Below are 15,740 nucleotides of genomic sequence, written 5' to 3'. Positions count from 1 at the left end.
TGCAATTTACGAAAAATGATTAAATTTTTATTTTTGTTTAAAATTTAATATTGTTAATTTATTTTGTTACCTTACTGATGCGTTTGACATGCTGTTATATTATTTAGAAAAAAAGAAAAAGCCATCTGTTTCAGATGGCTTTTTCTATATATACGTAATGGTATGTTCTTATAAGTGGATTACTTCGCCATAAGCATCGGCAACAGCTTCCATAATCGCTTCACTCATGGTTGGGTGCGGATGTACAGCCTTCAATACTTCATGGCCTGTAGTTTCCAATTTGCGGGCAACAACCACTTCAGCGATCATCTCCGTTACATTGGCACCGATTAAGTGTGCACCTAGGAATTCTCCGTACTTAGCATCGAAGATCACTTTAACAAAACCGTCCTTCGCACCGGCAGCAGATGCTTTTCCGGATGCCGAGAATGGGAATTTTCCGACTTTGATTTCGTATCCTGCTTCTTTCGCTGCTTTTTCGGTAAAACCTACGGAAGCAACTTCTGGAGAACAGTACGTACAGCCAGGGATGTTGTTGTAGTCGATCGGGTCAACGTGCATACCTTTGATTTTCTCCACACAGGTAATACCTTCTGCGGAAGCTACGTGAGCCAATGCTTGGCCTTTCACGATATCGCCGATAGCATAAACACCATCGATATTTGTTTTGTAGAAATCATCTACGAGAACACGGCCTTTATCGGTTTTAACACCAACTTCCTCAAGACCCAAGTTCTCAATGTTTGGCGTGATACCAACAGCAGAAAGAACAACCTCTGCTTCCAATGTTTCCGTTCCTTTTTCCGTTTTAATGGAAACCTTACACAGGTCACCTTTTGTGTCAACAGATTGAACTTCGGATTTGGTCAAGATATTGATGCCTGCTTTCTTCAGGGATTTTTCCAATTGTTTGGATACTTCCTCGTCCTCAACAGGAACAATGCGGTCCATGAATTCAACGATGGTCACTTTTGTGCCAATGGAATTGTAGAAGTACGCAAATTCAACACCGATCGCACCGGAACCCACTACGACCATTGATTTCGGTTGTTTAGGCAAGTTCATTGCTTGGCGGTATCCGATGATCTTCTTACCATCCTGTGGAAGGTTAGGAAGTTCTCTGGAACGCGCTCCAGTAGCAAGGATCGTATGTTTTGCTGTATATTCTTTGGTAGATCCATCTTCCGCTTTCACTTCGATTTTTCCACCTTTTTTAATCTTTGCAGTACCCATGATGACATCGATCTTGTTCTTTTTCATCAAGAACTGAATTCCCTTGCTCATGCCATCTGCTACACCACGACTTCTTTTCACGATAGCCTCAAAGTCGGCTTCACCACCATTCACTTTGATACCATAATCGGCTGCATGATTTAAATATTCGAATACTTGTGCACTCTTTAGAAGTGCTTTGGTTGGAATACATCCCCAGTTCAGGCAGATTCCTCCTAATGCTTCACGTTCGATAATGGCAGTTTTGAATCCCAATTGAGACGCTCTGATAGCAGCTACGTAACCACCTGGACCACTACCGATAACAATAATGTCGTAATTCATAAATATTAATTGTCGTTATGTTTGCAAAATACAATTCATCAAAAATACTAATTTTTATTTAGTCAGGTCATATCTTTTTCGCTCTCCTTGTCATTTTTGTGTGGCATATGTCATTTCGAGGTCACTTCATAAAACAGGGTTTCTTTTCCCTCTCGGATTTGCTTTTCTTTGCGCTGACTAATAAAGATTTATATGCTAAGGATATTCCAACAAGTTGCCCTTTGGGAGGCAATTTCCACAGTTTTATTGTTTTTTGTAGCCATGCCGTTAAAGTATATCGCGGGAATTCCCGAGGCTGTACGTGTTGCCGGTTCCATCCATGGATTCTTGGTTGTGCTCTTCGTGATCCTCTTGATCGCCTGTTGGCAAACGTATAACTGGAAATTCAGTCGCGTGGTCAAGTATTTCTTCTTGAGCTTGATTCCTATCGTTTCCTTTTGGGTGGAAAAAGACCTGAAAAAAGAGATTGCGGCACAGAAAGTAGCCTAATCTCGTTTTTTCACATCGCTCTCGATCCCCATATAGGCATAGGTGATTTCCGTCTTGCCGTGTGGGGTCGGGGTACCGTCCTTATCCAGGTTGACAAATACCAATTTGTCGATGGAGAGGATCACCATCCGGGTAATCTTATTGCGTACCACACAACGCATCGTCAGGGACGTCCGGCCAAAGTTGATGGCTTCGATCCCCAATTCGATGATATCGCCCTGCTTTGCGGAACTGACAAAATTGATCTCCGAGATGTATTTCGTCACCACATGTGGGTTCCCCAATTGGACAATCGCATAGATTACTGCTTCTTCATCAATCCAACGCAGTAATGTTCCCCCAAATAGACTGCCATTTGGATTCAAATCTTCGGGTTTTACCCATTTACGTGTATAAAAGTTCATAATAACGAATATCTGAAAAAAAGATGGATACTGCTGTTCTCGTTCGTAGGGTTTGGTTTAGGTGCGAAGGAACAACAGGAAATGAAAAAGGCAAACTTGCGTTTGCCTTTTCAATATGGTTAATTAAGCGTGGATAGCGCGGTTTGCAGTTGCTGCAAGCGCTGCTTCTTTCAATGCTTCGGTAAACGTAGGGTGCGCGTGGCAGATTCTTCCGATATCTTCGGCAGATGCACGGTACTCCATCGCTACGACCGCTTCAGCAATCATGTCCGCTGCACGTGGTCCAATCATGTGTACACCAAGAACCTCATCCGTATCGGCATCTGCCAATACCTTGATGAAACCGTCGGTGTCACCCGATGCTTTCGCACGTCCAGAAGCTTTGAATGAGAAACTTCCAGCTTTGTATTTTTTACCTTCTTCTTTTAATTGTTCTTCTGTCTTACCAACGGAAGCAACCTCTGGCCAAGTGTAAACAACACCCGGGATCAGGTTGTAGTCGATATGTGGTTTTTGACCAACGATACGCTCAGCAACATAGATGCCTTCGTCCTCAGCTTTATGTGCTAACATCGCGCCCTTGATAACATCACCAATGGCGTAAACACCAGCAACGGAAGTTTCCAAATGCTCGTTCACAGGAATCTTGTTTCCGCGTTCTTCAACTTGGATACCGATGTTCTCCAAGCCTAAGCCTTCGGTATACGCTGTTCTACCTACCGCAACGATACAGTAATCACCTTCCAATTCGATGTTCTGACCTTTTGCGTCTTCAGCAGTAACAACTACTTTCTTGCCTTTAACGCTAGCACCGGTAACCTTTGTGTTCAAGAAAAATTCCATACCTAGGTTTTTCTTCAGGACACGCTGTAATTCTTTACCCAATCCGCCATCCATTGTGGCAATGATGGATTTTGCATATTCAACAACAGATACCTTTGCACCTAAACGGGCATATACAGAACCCAACTCCAAACCGATAACACCACCACCGATAACGATTAGGTGTTTAGGGATTTCAGTCAAGTTCAAGGCTTCTGTGGACGTGATGATTCTTTTCTTGTCTACAGGAAGGAATGGCAATGCTGTCGGTTTTGAACCCGATGCAATGATAACATTCTTCGCTTTCAACTCTTCAACTTTACCATCTTCGCCGGTTACTTTAATCGTGTTCTTGTCAACAAATGATCCTACGCCTTGGAAGCTGTCGATCTTGTTTTTCTTGAACAAGAATGCGATACCCGCTGTATTTTGAGCAATTACATCATTTTTACGGTCGATCATCTTTTTCATATCGACTTTTAAGCTGCTCAAGCTGATACCGTGCTGTTCAAAATTATGTGCTGCATTGTGATAATGCTCTGATGAATCCAACAAAGCTTTGGATGGGATACATCCAACATTTAGACATGTTCCTCCAAATGTGCTGTATTTTTCAATCACGGCAGTTTTCAAGCCTAATTGAGCACATCGGATAGCGGCAACATAACCACCTGGACCACTTCCGATTACGATTACGTCGTATTGCATAGAATTATTTTTTGTTTTATAGCGCAAATTTAATATTTAAAAGCCGATTAAGCGAAGGGAAAATAGGATTAATTGCGCTTCCAGGTTATCGCTTTACTTTTATGACACTAATTTCAGGTACCTGCCGCACAAAGTCAAAAGGAGGGATCATTGTCTCTAACCCAAAATTTGTGTTTTATACAGCTTGACAGCGCATAAAAAAGGCTCCCGATTGGGAGCCCTATATGGTTAAATTCAAGTTGTCGGATTATTCCGCAACGATTTTTCCTTGCATGATACCGAAGTGACCCGGGAAACTACATAGGTAAGGGTATACACCTTTTTCCAAAGTTACCGTGATTTTATCTTCTTCACCTGGACCTAACAATTTCGTGTGACCTACGATGGATGACAATCCTGATTTAGGAATGTATTCGTTGTCCACAGCTGCAGTTGCTTCAGCGCCGAATGTTGGGATGTCAACACCTGGTTTCAAAACCACTAAATTGTGTCCCATAGATTCTTTAGGCATGGAACCTACGTTTTTCAACGTGATTTCCACAGGCTCGCCCGCTTTTACACGGATCAAGTTGGTATTGAACTGCATTTGGTCGTTTCCTTCAACAGTCCATGTTTGTGATGAAGTTACGTTTTCAATTCCAGGTACAGTTTCAGTTGCAGGTGCTTCAGTTGTTGTTTCGGTTGAGGTTGAAGCCGCAGTGTCATCTTTTTTCTCTGCGTTGTTGCCACAAGATGTGATTCCAATTGCTAATACTAGCGCAGGAATAATAAATAATTTCTTCATAGCTAATTTTAATATATTTTATACGAATTTAACATAAATTATTGATACCAACGAGCATATTCGTGTCAAAGGGGAATTTTGCTGCTCTTGGTTTTATTTGTCACCTGTATAATTTTCTGATACAATTCGATCGGATCAAAGGGCTTTCCAATTACCCCATCCGCACCAGCCTGATAGGCTGCAGCTTGCTCATGCTCCAGGACGGAAGCCGAGATGGTGATGATCGGGATGCCATGTTTCTCCGGGATGATGTGGTTCTTGATCTCTTTAATGGCTTCGAAACCACTCATGATCGGCATATGGGTATCCATCAGGATCAGGTCGTAGGATTCTGATTCCACTTTCTCCAATGCTAACCGGCCATTCTTCACGATATCCACTTGGCAATTCCAACTGCGAAGCATATGTGCAAGCATAAAGGAGTTCAGTTCATTGTCTTCCGCCACCAATACTTTCATCTTTTCAAATTTCGGAAAGCTATTGTAGGTAGGGACTTCTTTCTCGATATGTTCTTTTTCGTGTGAGGATTCCTCAAACCAGCCTTCAAAATAAAACTCCGAGCCCTTACCGTATTCGCTGCTGGCTCCAACCTCGCCGTTCAAGAGTTTCGCCAAGCGCTTTACGATGGCAAGACCCAATCCCGTACCGCCAAATTTCTTGGTGATGCCGTCATCGGCCTGCTCAAATGCCAAGAAAATCTTCTCCACCGAATCTTCCTTGATGCCGATTCCTGTGTCGTGAACGGAAAAACGAAGGTTGTAATTGCCATTGTTCACCTCCAGTACCTTAATCTTAAGCACAATCTTTCCACTTTCCGTAAACTTCAAGCTGTTGGAAATGAAGTTGCTGATGATCTGCTGCAAGCGCAGGGAATCGTACCGAATATACTGTGGCGTTTGGTCATCCATTTCGACTTCGAATTCCAAATCTTTATGGTTGGCCTTGATGCGATAAATCCGGTTGATATCCTCAACCATCTTCGTCAGGCTGAAGTCCTCATATTCAATCTTCAACATACCTGAATCAATCTTGGACAGATCCAAAATATCATTGATGATCAGTAATAGGGAGTGGGAGGCATTATCCAAACGGCGTAACCAATCCTTTTGTTCGGTCGATAGTTCCGAACTTTTGAACATGTGCATGATCCCCATAATACCATTGATCGGCGTACGGATCTCGTGGCTCATGTTGGCCAGGAAAATTTCCTTAGACTTGCGTGCCTGAATGGCTTCTTCACGTGTTTTCAGCAATTCGATCTTCGACTCTTCCAGTTCCTTGTTCTTCTGGATGAGTTCCTGCTGGATCAGGATCTGTTGCACGAAGGATTTGACCTTGGCAATGGTGATCTCCGGATTAAGGGGCTTGTAGAGGTAATCTACAGCGCCACTTTCCAGACCCTTGAGCAGAAATTTATCCTCCTTGGAAATCGCCGTTACCATGATCGCCATAATATGACTTGTCTTGGGGTTTGATTTCAAGAGGGACACAAATTCAAAACCATTGATCTCCGGCATCTGCACATCAACTAAGGCGATGGAGATGTCGTCCTTCCAACAGATTTTAAGGGCTTCGTTGGGATCCGTACAACTAATAATATTGATGTTGTCTACATCTTCAAGCAGTGCATTGAGGCTGATAATATTCTCCTCCTTGTCATCTAATATTAAAATATTGATGGTTTTCATAGATCACTTATGTTAATAGACTGAAGTATTCGATTATTTGTTCATTCGTCAGTACCTGAACTTCTGTGGAAACTCCCTTGCCCCCCAAAGGCATGGTGTTGATAATAGCTTCCTGAGGGTCCTGAACAAAGCATTTGGCGCCTTTTTGAACGAGCATTTTAAAGCCGTTCATGCCATCTTGGTTGGCACCGGATAAAAGGAAAGCTATTGCTTGCTTTCCATAGATCTCCGCCACAGTTTCGAAGAACACATCAATGGATGGCCTTGAGAATTGAACCGGATCGGAGACATCCAAGGAAAAGGAAAGGTTCGGCTCGATCAGGGTATGGTACCCCGGAGGAGCAAAATAAATTTGGTTCTCCAATATATGGTCCTTATCCAATATGGAGGTCACCTTCCGTTTCAGCCGCTTGGATAGGTTTGTTTCGATTTTTGTTTCGTATTTTGAATTTCTGTGCAGGACAATGACAATGGCCGGAGTAAAAACTGCAGGCAAGTGGTCTAGGATATCCACGATAAGCTCATAGGCTCCCGCAGAACCCCCGATGACGATTATTTCCCTAGCCTTTTTCTCCATGCTATTTAATTTTTTGATAGATATTAAACTCTTTATCTACCACCTTGAAGTTTTCCATGACCTGATGACGCAGGATAGTTTCCTTCGTACCAAGGCATAAAAAGCCAAACAATGCCAAGGACTGGTAGAATAGATTGATTACGTGTTCCTGCAATTCCAGGTCAAAATAGATCAATACATTTCTGCAAGTTATTAAATGAAATTCATTAAATACTTGATCAGTAGCTAAGTTATGCGTGGAAAATAGGATATTTTGCCGTAAATCGTGATTTATGATCGCAGCATCGTAACGCGCCGTGTAATAGCTGGAAAGACTTTCCTTGGAATTGTAAGCATTGAAATTGTCGGTGTATTCCTTGAACTTCTTGAGTGGGTAGATGCCTTTCTTAGCAATTTCCAGAACCTTTTGATTGATGTCGGTGCCGTAAATAAAAGCCCGGTCGCTCAAGCCATTTTCCTTAAGCAGGATTGCTAAGGAATAGACTTCCTCGCCGGTTGAACAACCCGCACTCCAGATCTTGATCCGCGGAAAAGTCTGCAGGTAGGGAATGATTTCGGTGTTCAGTCTGTTGAAAAAACTGGGGTCGCGGAACATCTCCGTAACATTGACCGTTATCTCCTGTACAAAATAGTGCTGGAAGCCTTCCACGTTGATCAGTGCATTCTTCAAGTCCACAAAATCCATACCCTCCAGGTTCATGATCCGCTGTACCCGCCGCTTTAGGGAAGATCGCGTATAACCGGAGAGATCAAAATCGGATATATTCTTCAATAAGAAGATAATTTCCTCCACCTCACTAAAACTGATCTCGTTCATTTTTTTAACTCAGCCACACTTGCATTAATGATACTAACTTATCCAGATCGATCGGTTTGCTGACATAATCGTTCGCACCCAATTCGATGGACTTCTCTCGGTCGCCTTTCATGGCTTTTGCCGTTACGGCAATGATCGGTAACTGATTGAATTTTTTGTTCTTCCGTATTTCCTGGATAGCTTCATAACCATCCATCTCCGGCATCATGATATCCATCAGGACAATGTCCACTTCTTTTTCAGGGTCATTGACAATATTTACGGCTTCCAAACCATTGTTGGCAATCTCAATCTGCATATTGTACTGCTGCAGGGAAGAGGTCAACGCGAAGACGTTCCGCATATCATCGTCCGCAATCAATACAGTCTTGCCTTCCAATCTGCTCGCACCGTAATTATCCTTAGACTCAATTTTTTCCGGATGTTTAATCGGGTTATAAGCAGGAGCGGATATTTTGTTAAGGAAGAGATTGACTTCATCGATCAATCGGTTGTTGGATTTGCTGGATTTTAAAACCATCGACTGCGTATGGCGCATAATCTGTTCCGTCTGTTCCGTCGTGAGGTCATACGCTGTATTGATGATGACCGGCAATTTCTCGTACTTCGGATTTGCCTTTATTTTGTCCAACATTTCCAGACCACTGCCATCAGGAAGTTTAACATCCAAAATGATGCAGTCCAGGTTGCTTTCCTGTTCCAATTTCTTAAGTCCTGATTCGATGGTAAAGGCTTGGATAACATTGATGTTCTCCTCGGCGAAAGCATTCTTGATCAGGTCACTTTGGAATTCTTGATCCTCAATAAGCAGAATCTTTTTCAATTCCTTATTGACATTCAGCTTGATGGTTTCAAAAGCCTTTGCTATGCTTTCTTCATTTACCGGTTTGGCCATAAAGCCGATTGCTCCATTTTCCAGGAAATCCTTTTTACTGAAGTTCGCAGCAGACATCATGTGAATAGGGATATGTTTGGTCGCTTCATTGGCCTTAAGCGTCTTAAGGACTTCCCAGCCATCGGCTAATGGGAGCATCACGTCCAAGATTATAGCATCCGGAATATGGTCTTCCGCCATTTGTATTCCCGCTTTTCCATCATGCGCATTCAATACCTTATAGCCATAACCCGTTGCGAATCCTTTAAGGATCTCCGCAAAATTCACATCGTCCTCAATGATTAGGATGACCTTATTGGCATCTGGGTTTATCTGTGGCTCTGCAATGGCCGCTGGACGTTCCTGCACAATCGTACGAATGGGCTCTTCTCGAATCGGTAATTCCACAATTTTATGTTCCTGCACTGGCTTCGGTTGTTGCTTGCCCTCCTCAAGTGGAATGATCAGCGTAAATTTACTGCCCTTGCCCAATGCGCTGTCCAGGGTAATTCTACCACCCAATAGACTGGAAATCTCTTTGGAGATGGAAAGACCAAGTCCTGTACCTCCATATTTGCGGCTGGTCGATCCATCTTCCTGACGGAAGGCCTCAAAGATCAATGCTTGTTTATCTTCAGAAATCCCTTTTCCATTATCGGTTACCGATAGATGGAGATTTCCGGATTCTTCCACAATCTCCAGCTTGATCTCACCCTTTGGATCCGTAAATTTGAATGCATTGGAGAGGAAATTCTTCATGACCTGCTCTAAGCGGTATTCGTCCGTAACAAATTGCACCGGACCTTGGCTAACGTCTGTAATAAAGGTAATGGATTTCTCACGTGCCAATTCCTTGAACAAGGACTCCAGGTTATTGACAAATTCCTTGCTGACAATCGTATCGTGATTCATGTCCACCTTCCCGGATTCAATCTTCGCCAAATCCAATAATTCGTTGATCAACTGCAATAAATCCGAACCCGCATTATGGATGACAGATGCATATTTAATCTGTTCGTCGGAAAGGTTCTTATGCTTGTTGTCCTGCAACAGCTTTGCAAGGATCAGGATACTGTTCAATGGCGTCCGTAATTCATGGCTCATGTTGGCCATAAATTCAGACTTATATTTACTGGCCTGTTCCACTTCAACGATTTTCATCTCTACGATGCTATGGGCTTCGTTCAGGTCTATATTTCGTTTTTCAAGCTCTCCGGCTTTATCGTTCAGCTCCTTATTCGCTTGAGAAAGTTCTTCTTGCTGTACACGTAATTCCTCTTCGGATGCCTCCAGGAGGTTAGTCTTGTACACCAATTCCTCGTTGGTGATGCGGAGCTCTTCCTGCTGTGCTTCCAGTTCTTCGGTTTGACGCTGGGTTTCCGCCAACAGTTCTTCTACCAAACGATGGCTTTGTCTGCTATGGATCGCTGATCCCATGGACCGGCTTGTACGGGTCAGGTAATTGAGGATGCTATCGATTTTTTCCTTCGGAAATGGACCGATGACCTCTATAAGCGCTAAACATACATCTTCGTACACGACAGGAAAAAGTATGGCCGTAGCATCGAGGTTATCGATGGTAGCCGTTTGGATCTTGGAATTTTTGATCTCGGTTACTGGAATTACCTGTGGGGTTTTATTTTCAGTTATTGTCCCTAGAATACCATCTCCAAGAATAAAATTCTCCAGTGTATCCTTCTTCTCCATGCCTTGGGAAGCTAGTAGATTGAATTCGAAAGAATCAGTCTTGCGGATGTAATATGCAGCCGCATAAGCTTGAATGTTATTGGCAATAATGGCCAGTGATGTTTTGGCAATTTCCCGTTCCGTCATCAAACTGGAGATGGAATTGTGCAATTTGGATGAACTGGTCAATACCCAGTTTACATCTTCAAGACGCTCTGTTGTCTGCGTTAAAGTACCATTCAAGTCCCGTTCTTTCTGGGAAGTCTTCCGGAGGTAACCCAAGATGCGCATGGTTTGAATCACCACGATTAAAATGATGACCAAAGAAATAATGCCCAATATGGCCGTAACGATCCGGGTATTGTCCAATTCTGACTGACGTTTGATGGTCAGCTCCCGTCGTCTTTTGATGATATCTCCGGCGAAAGAATTACTGGCGGCGATGATTTGCGTCTGTTCATCGGCCAGTAACTTCATAATATTTTCCAGATTGGCGGTCGAATTGTTTGGGTTCTCTGAAATTATTTTCATGGAAATCGCCTTCACCTGCGGAAATGAAGCGGTGGCGGATTGATACAAGTCGTTCGGTGCCTCCAATAAGCGTAATTTGGTCAGGATGGCTTCGCCAAGTTGTTCCTCGACGATGGGATCCCGCTGCTTCTCCATGATTTTGTATTTGGAGAGCTTCTGGATTTCAATCTCCCAATCCTGAATCAGGTAAAAACGCTCCTGTGACAGTTCCATGTAATTCTTGATATGATTGGCATACGCTTTTTGCTTGTTCAAGAAATACCAATAGGAAAAAATAATGATAAGATAGGCAATGCAGATGCTAGTTATAAACTGCCACCTAAGTTTGATGAACTTATTCATGTTAGATATGAATGTATTTCGTAAATTTCTAAGTGTCCTCCACTCAATCAAAGCCATTACCCCCAAACAGCTTCTAATAAAACCATGCAAAGGTAATGAACTAAACCTGAATCGATATAAAATATCACTAATTGTTTCCTTAAGGAATGTTTTTACCGTTTGTCATGAAATCGAGTTAATTGAGGCGAAAAACAAAGCTACAAAAAGAAGGATAGTACCAATAACCACCAATAATAATAGGTTATGTCGTAATTTTCAGCGGCTTAGAGTTTCCTCGTAAATCTATGAAAAAATATTGTAGTTGCATGGATTAGTTGGTAAATCCGTATTATTACAGGTGCTTCTCCCTTGTTCTACGTACTTCTTCTCAAGAATATCAAGAGGAATGGATATTAAAGTCCTTATTTTTTTTATCTTTAGTTCATCGGACATGATATTAATCTTAAATTAAATGGAATCACCTATTCAATTAGTGCTTATTATTACGGGTTCAGTAATCGCAATATTTGTTTTATTGTACCTACTTCCTGTGAACCTCTGGTTCACCGCGCAGTTATCGAACGTCAAGATCAGCTTACTGAACTTGGTATTGATGCGGTTGCGGAAGGTGCCACCTTCCTTGGTGACCAATGCGATGATTACATCGACCAAAGCTGGTCTGCGGATCACTTCGAATGAAATAGAAACACATTACTTGGCTGGCGGAAATGTCAATAAGGTTATCAAAGCCTTGATTTCTGCGGATAAGGCCAATATCCCTTTGGATTTTAAATTGGCCACAGCAATTGACCTTGCCGGTCGGGATGTATTCGATGCGGTACAGCTTTCGGTTAATCCGCAGGTTATAAATACGCCTCCGGTTGCCGCAGTGGCAAAGGACGGCATTCAATTGATCGCCAAAGCACGAGTTACCGTGCGGGCCAATATCAACCAGTTGGTCGGTGGTGCAGGTGAAGAAACTATTCTTGCCCGCGTGGGTGAGGGTATCGTTACGACAATCGGTTCTTCGCTCAATCATAAGGAGGTATTGGAGAATCCAGATCGGATTTCCAAAACTGTACTATCCAAAGGATTGGACTCCGGAACGGCGTTCGAAATCCTATCCATCGATATTGCTGACATCGATATCGGTGAAAACGTAGGTGCGAAATTACAGACGGATCAAGCGGAGGCTGATTTAAAAGTTGCTAATGCACGTGCAGAAGAGCGCCGCGCAATGGCTGTAGCTACCGAGCAAGAAATGCGCGCCAAGGCACAGGAAGCAAAAGCCAAGGTAATCGAAGCCGAATCTCAAGTGCCGATGGCCATGGCCGAAGCATTCCGTAACGGAAACTTGGGCATTATGGATTATTACAAAATGCAGAATATACAATCCGATACGGATATGCGCAGTTCTATCGCCAAACCGAACGGACCAGATAAGAAATAATTCTAAAAAATTGCCTGATGGCGGAAAGATAATGAAGGTGGCTTTGGGCCACCTTTTTTTTTTGCCCGAGGAACTTCCCCTGAACCTCTAGAATACACGAATATTTACCAAGCAATTCTATTTTAGTAAATCTACATATTGTTTCATGTTTCAGTAAATATTATGTGTTTTCAGTAATTCAAAGATACGAAGAATAAAAAATAGTTTTGATGAGTGGTACAGTGTCAAATCTTTAACTAAAACCTACAATTAATAAACAAGGAGAGGTTCAAGGATATCGGATTAAGAGTGGTAAAGCTGATTTTAAAGCCTCTGAAATAGACAGAAATATTACTTTATCAAAAATTGATAAAGTATTTGAACAGAACATTCAGCAAGAGCAAAAACATAGTATAAGACCTAAAATGAGATGATAGCATGGCAAAAGTAAAAACATCAGAAATAGAAGACCAATTATCGGTTATAGCTCATTTGTTGACTGAAACAGAAAAAAACATATAAGTACTTCAGAAAACTGTCGACGATTTAAACTTAAATAAAGACGCTTATAGGGCTTTTTTCGTTCAATCCATGAGAGCGTCAATTAAAACAATAAAGTCAGTTATATCGCAAGAAATTGCATCTATGGCTAAAGTTTCAGACAGCGTAGTAGAAAATCAAAAAAAGCAATAGCATCTATCAAAAACATTAGAAATAGCTTTATCTAAAATAGAGAATGCCACAGAACAGAAAATAAAAACGGCAAAGCAGGTTTATTGGCTTGCAGGTATTGTCGCTATTGTTTTAGGAATAACAACTGTTTTTTTAGAAGTAAATAGAAGTATTGATAAAAGAACTATTACAGAGCTGTTCAAGGTAAGTCTGAAGTTGAAGCTTGGAAAGCTGATTTAAAGCATTGGATGAAAGAGAACCCAAAGGATGCTAAAAGTTTCATTGAATGGAATAAAAAGGATGAAAAAAATACTTTTTCATCTCTTTTAATGTTTTTTTTAGAGTATAGTACCTATCTTAACTCTTCAACATCGCTTGTTTCTGTTAATTTTCTAATATTTAGTATTGCAACAAGAATAGTTAAAAAATTAGCTATACTAATAAGTAAAAAGGAAAGAGTGCTTGTATACCCTTTAATAATACTAAAAATTAATCCTAGTTCTATGATAAAAGCGAAAAACAGCAAAGCATAGAAAAAAATTTTTTTATAATTAATCTTCATTTTATTAGATGGTTTTAACATGAAGTAGCAACACCTGCTAATGCTAAAGCCTTGCCTGCAATAGCAATTGGACAACCTACGCCAGTAACACATGCTCCTAATCCAAGAGTTGCGACAAAATTGCTAGCTAAGGCTATTCCACAACCCCATGATATTCTAGCTCTATTTACTTTTGCAACAGCGTTAAACGAATCAGTATTAACACCATAAATTGTACTCAAAATTCCTTGAGATTCATTAAAAATTGTTTGACCGCCATTTTGATCTATTAATTCTAGATTTTGATTAACAGTTTCATTCGGAATTAAAAAACCATTATTTATAGAAGATTGGTCAACCATAGACATCATTGCATTAAACTCCCTTTCATCATATGTTAAATTTAAACCAGTTTCAACATTGATAATATTCAAATTCTCAATATACACCTGTTTTATTTGTTCAAGTGTAGTTAGATCAATTTCACTTGTGTTATTAACGTTATTAACGCTGCCAACCTTATTAATTGAATTAAGGTTATTCATTTTTTTAATTTTTGATTTAGCAATGATTAACCCATTAATAACGTCACTTTCATTGACTTCTTGTTGTACTTGGTCTTTATTACAAGCTAATAACGAAATCGACATGATAAGTAAAAGTGTAATTTTAAGTAAATTTTTCATAATCTAAATAGTTAGTTTATTTTAATGTGATCACTTAAATTGAAAATAATAAAAAAGTTTTAAATAAAAAATAAAAAATAAAAAATAAAAAATAAAAAATAAAAAAATTATCACTTACTACTTAATACTACTCACTTTAGCTAAGTTTTAGGTAACACTCCTTTTTTCTGATAAGAGCCGATGATGTAAGCAGGTGCATTTTCTATCTTAATTTCGCCTTTTTGAGCTCTCTCGTTAACTTTTTTAACAAATTCGATAAATTTATCGAATCCATCTTTTACAATCAATTGAGCGTGTTCTTCACTAATCCCATAAGCCATAATTGAACGAATGTTTTTTTGCTCATTAACGGATTGTAATTAATTTCTAACTGTTTTGGTTTATCCTTTGCCATACTTACATAAATCTGAATATGTGTAAAAGAACGACCACGTTTAAAAAGTTCATAGTCAAAAGAAACGTCCGTATGTTCGTTTATTTGCTTTTTGGCTACGTCCAATACAAATTTTTTAAATCCTGTTATTTCAGAATATTGCTCATTTCCTTTTTTATCGACTAAGCCAAACATTTGTTTAAGTTCTACTATTGGTATAGGCTTTGGAAATCTGCCATTGGCAGGCTAACATATAAATCCTTTTTGCATAGCCTGAAGTACAACCCAAGACCGATTTTAATTGAAAGTGTGGGAAGTTATTTTTGAGTTCAAAAAAGAAGACTGTTTTTAGGCATAACTGTTTTAACTTATAAAAACTTCGTTTTAAAGTTGTAAAACACTGATTAACAGTTGTTACAAGGGTCGCAAAATAATTAAAATAATTAAAAAAACGTTTAGGGGTATTTTAGGGTAAAAATCGAAGATTTTTGGCCTGAAATACCAATGGATGGCGAATTTGAAAATCCACGAAAAAACGAAAATAAGAAATAAGAAGGAGGGCGCGTCTAAATTTTATAACTTTCTGAAATTCAGTTTGTTGCAATATATTGATTTACCTTCCGCACATTATCGGCTTGCATCCCTACGGGCATGCACTACCACCCTTCGGTTGCTGTCATTTAGGTATATATCTTCCATAAACAGCCCGACCACATGGAGTAAGTCTGCCGAAGGAGACAAGGCGCAAATGAGTGCTGGGATATAATGAGCAAGTCCCCAC

14 protein-coding genes and 1 pseudogene are annotated in these 15,740 nt (G+C 40.5%); 3 read left to right on the top strand and 12 right to left on the bottom strand.

Annotated features, from left to right (window positions below; genetic code table 11):
* Positions 1-168: 168 nt before the first annotated feature.
* Complete coding sequence (lpdA, locus tag G6N79_RS01110) at positions 169-1,557, bottom strand: dihydrolipoyl dehydrogenase (RefSeq protein ID WP_103904774.1); 1,389 nt, start codon at positions 1,555-1,557, stop codon at positions 169-171.
* A gap of 192 nt (positions 1,558-1,749) precedes the next feature.
* On the opposite strand from lpdA (G6N79_RS01110), the gene G6N79_RS01105 reads away from it, so the two are divergent.
* Positions 1,750-2,046, top strand: a complete 297-nt coding sequence (locus G6N79_RS01105) for a DUF3817 domain-containing protein (RefSeq protein ID WP_103904773.1) — start codon at positions 1,750-1,752, stop codon at positions 2,044-2,046.
* Here G6N79_RS01105 and G6N79_RS01100 read toward each other — a convergent pair.
* The 7 genes from G6N79_RS01100 to G6N79_RS01070 all read right to left on the bottom strand — a co-directional run bounded on the left by G6N79_RS01100 (position 2,043) and on the right by G6N79_RS01070 (position 11,279).
* Positions 2,043-2,450, bottom strand: a complete 408-nt coding sequence (locus G6N79_RS01100; protein ID WP_103904772.1) for an acyl-CoA thioesterase — start codon at positions 2,448-2,450, stop codon at positions 2,043-2,045. The genes G6N79_RS01105 and G6N79_RS01100 overlap by 4 nt on opposite strands.
* A 123-nt stretch (positions 2,451-2,573) precedes the next feature.
* Entirely contained in the window at positions 2,574-3,980 is a 1,407-nt protein-coding gene (gene lpdA, locus G6N79_RS01095) for a dihydrolipoyl dehydrogenase (protein WP_103904771.1), read from the bottom strand.
* Between the two features lie 247 nt (positions 3,981-4,227).
* The gene (locus G6N79_RS01090) at positions 4,228-4,764 is read right to left on the bottom strand and encodes a plastocyanin/azurin family copper-binding protein (RefSeq protein ID WP_103904770.1); all 537 of its coding nucleotides are present in this window, start codon (positions 4,762-4,764) and stop codon (positions 4,228-4,230) included.
* Positions 4,765-4,829: 65 nt separating this feature from the next.
* Positions 4,830-6,452: a response regulator gene (locus tag G6N79_RS01085; RefSeq protein ID WP_103904769.1), complete on the bottom strand. Its 1,623-nt coding sequence runs from the start codon at positions 6,450-6,452 to the stop codon at positions 4,830-4,832.
* A gap of 7 nt (positions 6,453-6,459) precedes the next feature.
* On the bottom strand, positions 6,460-7,029 hold the full coding sequence (locus tag G6N79_RS01080) for a chemotaxis protein CheB (protein WP_103904768.1): 570 nt from the start codon (positions 7,027-7,029) through the stop codon (positions 6,460-6,462).
* A gap of 1 nt (position 7,030) precedes the next feature.
* Entirely contained in the window at positions 7,031-7,846 is an 816-nt protein-coding gene (locus G6N79_RS01075) for a CheR family methyltransferase (protein WP_103904767.1), read from the bottom strand.
* 4 nt (positions 7,847-7,850) lie between these two features.
* Complete coding sequence (locus tag G6N79_RS01070; RefSeq protein WP_160003594.1) at positions 7,851-11,279, bottom strand: hybrid sensor histidine kinase/response regulator; 3,429 nt, start codon at positions 11,277-11,279, stop codon at positions 7,851-7,853.
* A gap of 451 nt (positions 11,280-11,730) precedes the next feature.
* Between G6N79_RS01070 and floA the strand changes: the two genes are divergently transcribed.
* The gene (gene floA / locus G6N79_RS01065) at positions 11,731-12,708 is read left to right on the top strand and encodes a flotillin-like protein FloA (RefSeq protein WP_103904765.1); all 978 of its coding nucleotides are present in this window, start codon (positions 11,731-11,733) and stop codon (positions 12,706-12,708) included.
* 899 nt (positions 12,709-13,607) lie between these two features.
* Positions 13,608-13,892, top strand: a complete 285-nt coding sequence (locus G6N79_RS01060) for a hypothetical protein (protein WP_146060560.1) — start codon at positions 13,608-13,610, stop codon at positions 13,890-13,892.
* 43 nt (positions 13,893-13,935) lie between these two features.
* Here G6N79_RS01060 and G6N79_RS01055 read toward each other — a convergent pair whose 3' ends face one another.
* The 4 genes and pseudogenes from G6N79_RS01055 to G6N79_RS17725 form a co-directional block, all read right to left on the bottom strand.
* Positions 13,936-14,586 (bottom strand): hypothetical protein, encoded by a 651-nt coding sequence (locus tag G6N79_RS01055; RefSeq protein WP_103904763.1) that lies wholly within the window; start codon positions 14,584-14,586, stop codon positions 13,936-13,938.
* A gap of 140 nt (positions 14,587-14,726) precedes the next feature.
* A complete protein-coding gene (locus G6N79_RS01050) occupies positions 14,727-14,906 on the bottom strand; it encodes a hypothetical protein (RefSeq protein WP_146060559.1) in 180 nt (59 codons plus the stop codon).
* Positions 14,870-15,172, bottom strand: coding sequence for a hypothetical protein (locus G6N79_RS17730; RefSeq protein ID WP_394341693.1), 303 nt, complete (start codon positions 15,170-15,172; stop codon positions 14,870-14,872). Before G6N79_RS17730 ends, G6N79_RS01050 begins: the two co-directional genes overlap by 37 nt.
* A pseudogene (locus G6N79_RS17725) lies at positions 15,159-15,287 on the bottom strand (hypothetical protein); the annotation flags it as partial. The pseudogene G6N79_RS17725 and the gene G6N79_RS17730, both read right to left, overlap by 14 nt.
* Positions 15,288-15,740 lie beyond the last annotated feature (453 nt).

It is taken from the genome of Sphingobacterium lactis, from assembly GCF_011046555.1.
Classification (GTDB): Bacteria; Bacteroidota; Bacteroidia; order Sphingobacteriales; family Sphingobacteriaceae; genus Sphingobacterium; species Sphingobacterium lactis.
The sequence above is the reverse complement of the archived record's forward strand: the minus strand, read 5'-3'. Positions and strand labels throughout refer to the sequence as shown.

Coding starts and splice junctions, on each gene's coding strand:
- lpdA (WP_103904774.1), bottom strand. CDS start 1,557: ATGAATTACGACATTATTGTTATCGGTAGTGGTCCAGGTGGTTACGTA.
- G6N79_RS01105 (WP_103904773.1), top strand. CDS start 1,750: ATGCTAAGGATATTCCAACAAGTTGCCCTTTGGGAGGCAATTTCCACA.
- G6N79_RS01100 (WP_103904772.1), bottom strand. CDS start 2,450: ATGAACTTTTATACACGTAAATGGGTAAAACCCGAAGATTTGAATCCA.
- lpdA (WP_103904771.1), bottom strand. CDS start 3,980: ATGCAATACGACGTAATCGTAATCGGAAGTGGTCCAGGTGGTTATGTT.
- G6N79_RS01090 (WP_103904770.1), bottom strand. CDS start 4,764: ATGAAGAAATTATTTATTATTCCTGCGCTAGTATTAGCAATTGGAATC.
- G6N79_RS01085 (WP_103904769.1), bottom strand. CDS start 6,452: ATGAAAACCATCAATATTTTAATATTAGATGACAAGGAGGAGAATATT.
- G6N79_RS01080 (WP_103904768.1), bottom strand. CDS start 7,029: ATGGAGAAAAAGGCTAGGGAAATAATCGTCATCGGGGGTTCTGCGGGA.
- G6N79_RS01075 (WP_103904767.1), bottom strand. CDS start 7,846: ATGAACGAGATCAGTTTTAGTGAGGTGGAGGAAATTATCTTCTTATTG.
- G6N79_RS01070 (WP_160003594.1), bottom strand. CDS start 11,279: ATGAATAAGTTCATCAAACTTAGGTGGCAGTTTATAACTAGCATCTGC.
- floA (WP_103904765.1), top strand. CDS start 11,731: ATGGAATCACCTATTCAATTAGTGCTTATTATTACGGGTTCAGTAATC.
- G6N79_RS01060 (WP_146060560.1), top strand. CDS start 13,608: ATGAAAGAGAACCCAAAGGATGCTAAAAGTTTCATTGAATGGAATAAA.
- G6N79_RS01055 (WP_103904763.1), bottom strand. CDS start 14,586: ATGAAAAATTTACTTAAAATTACACTTTTACTTATCATGTCGATTTCG.
- G6N79_RS01050 (WP_146060559.1), bottom strand. CDS start 14,906: ATGGCTTATGGGATTAGTGAAGAACACGCTCAATTGATTGTAAAAGAT.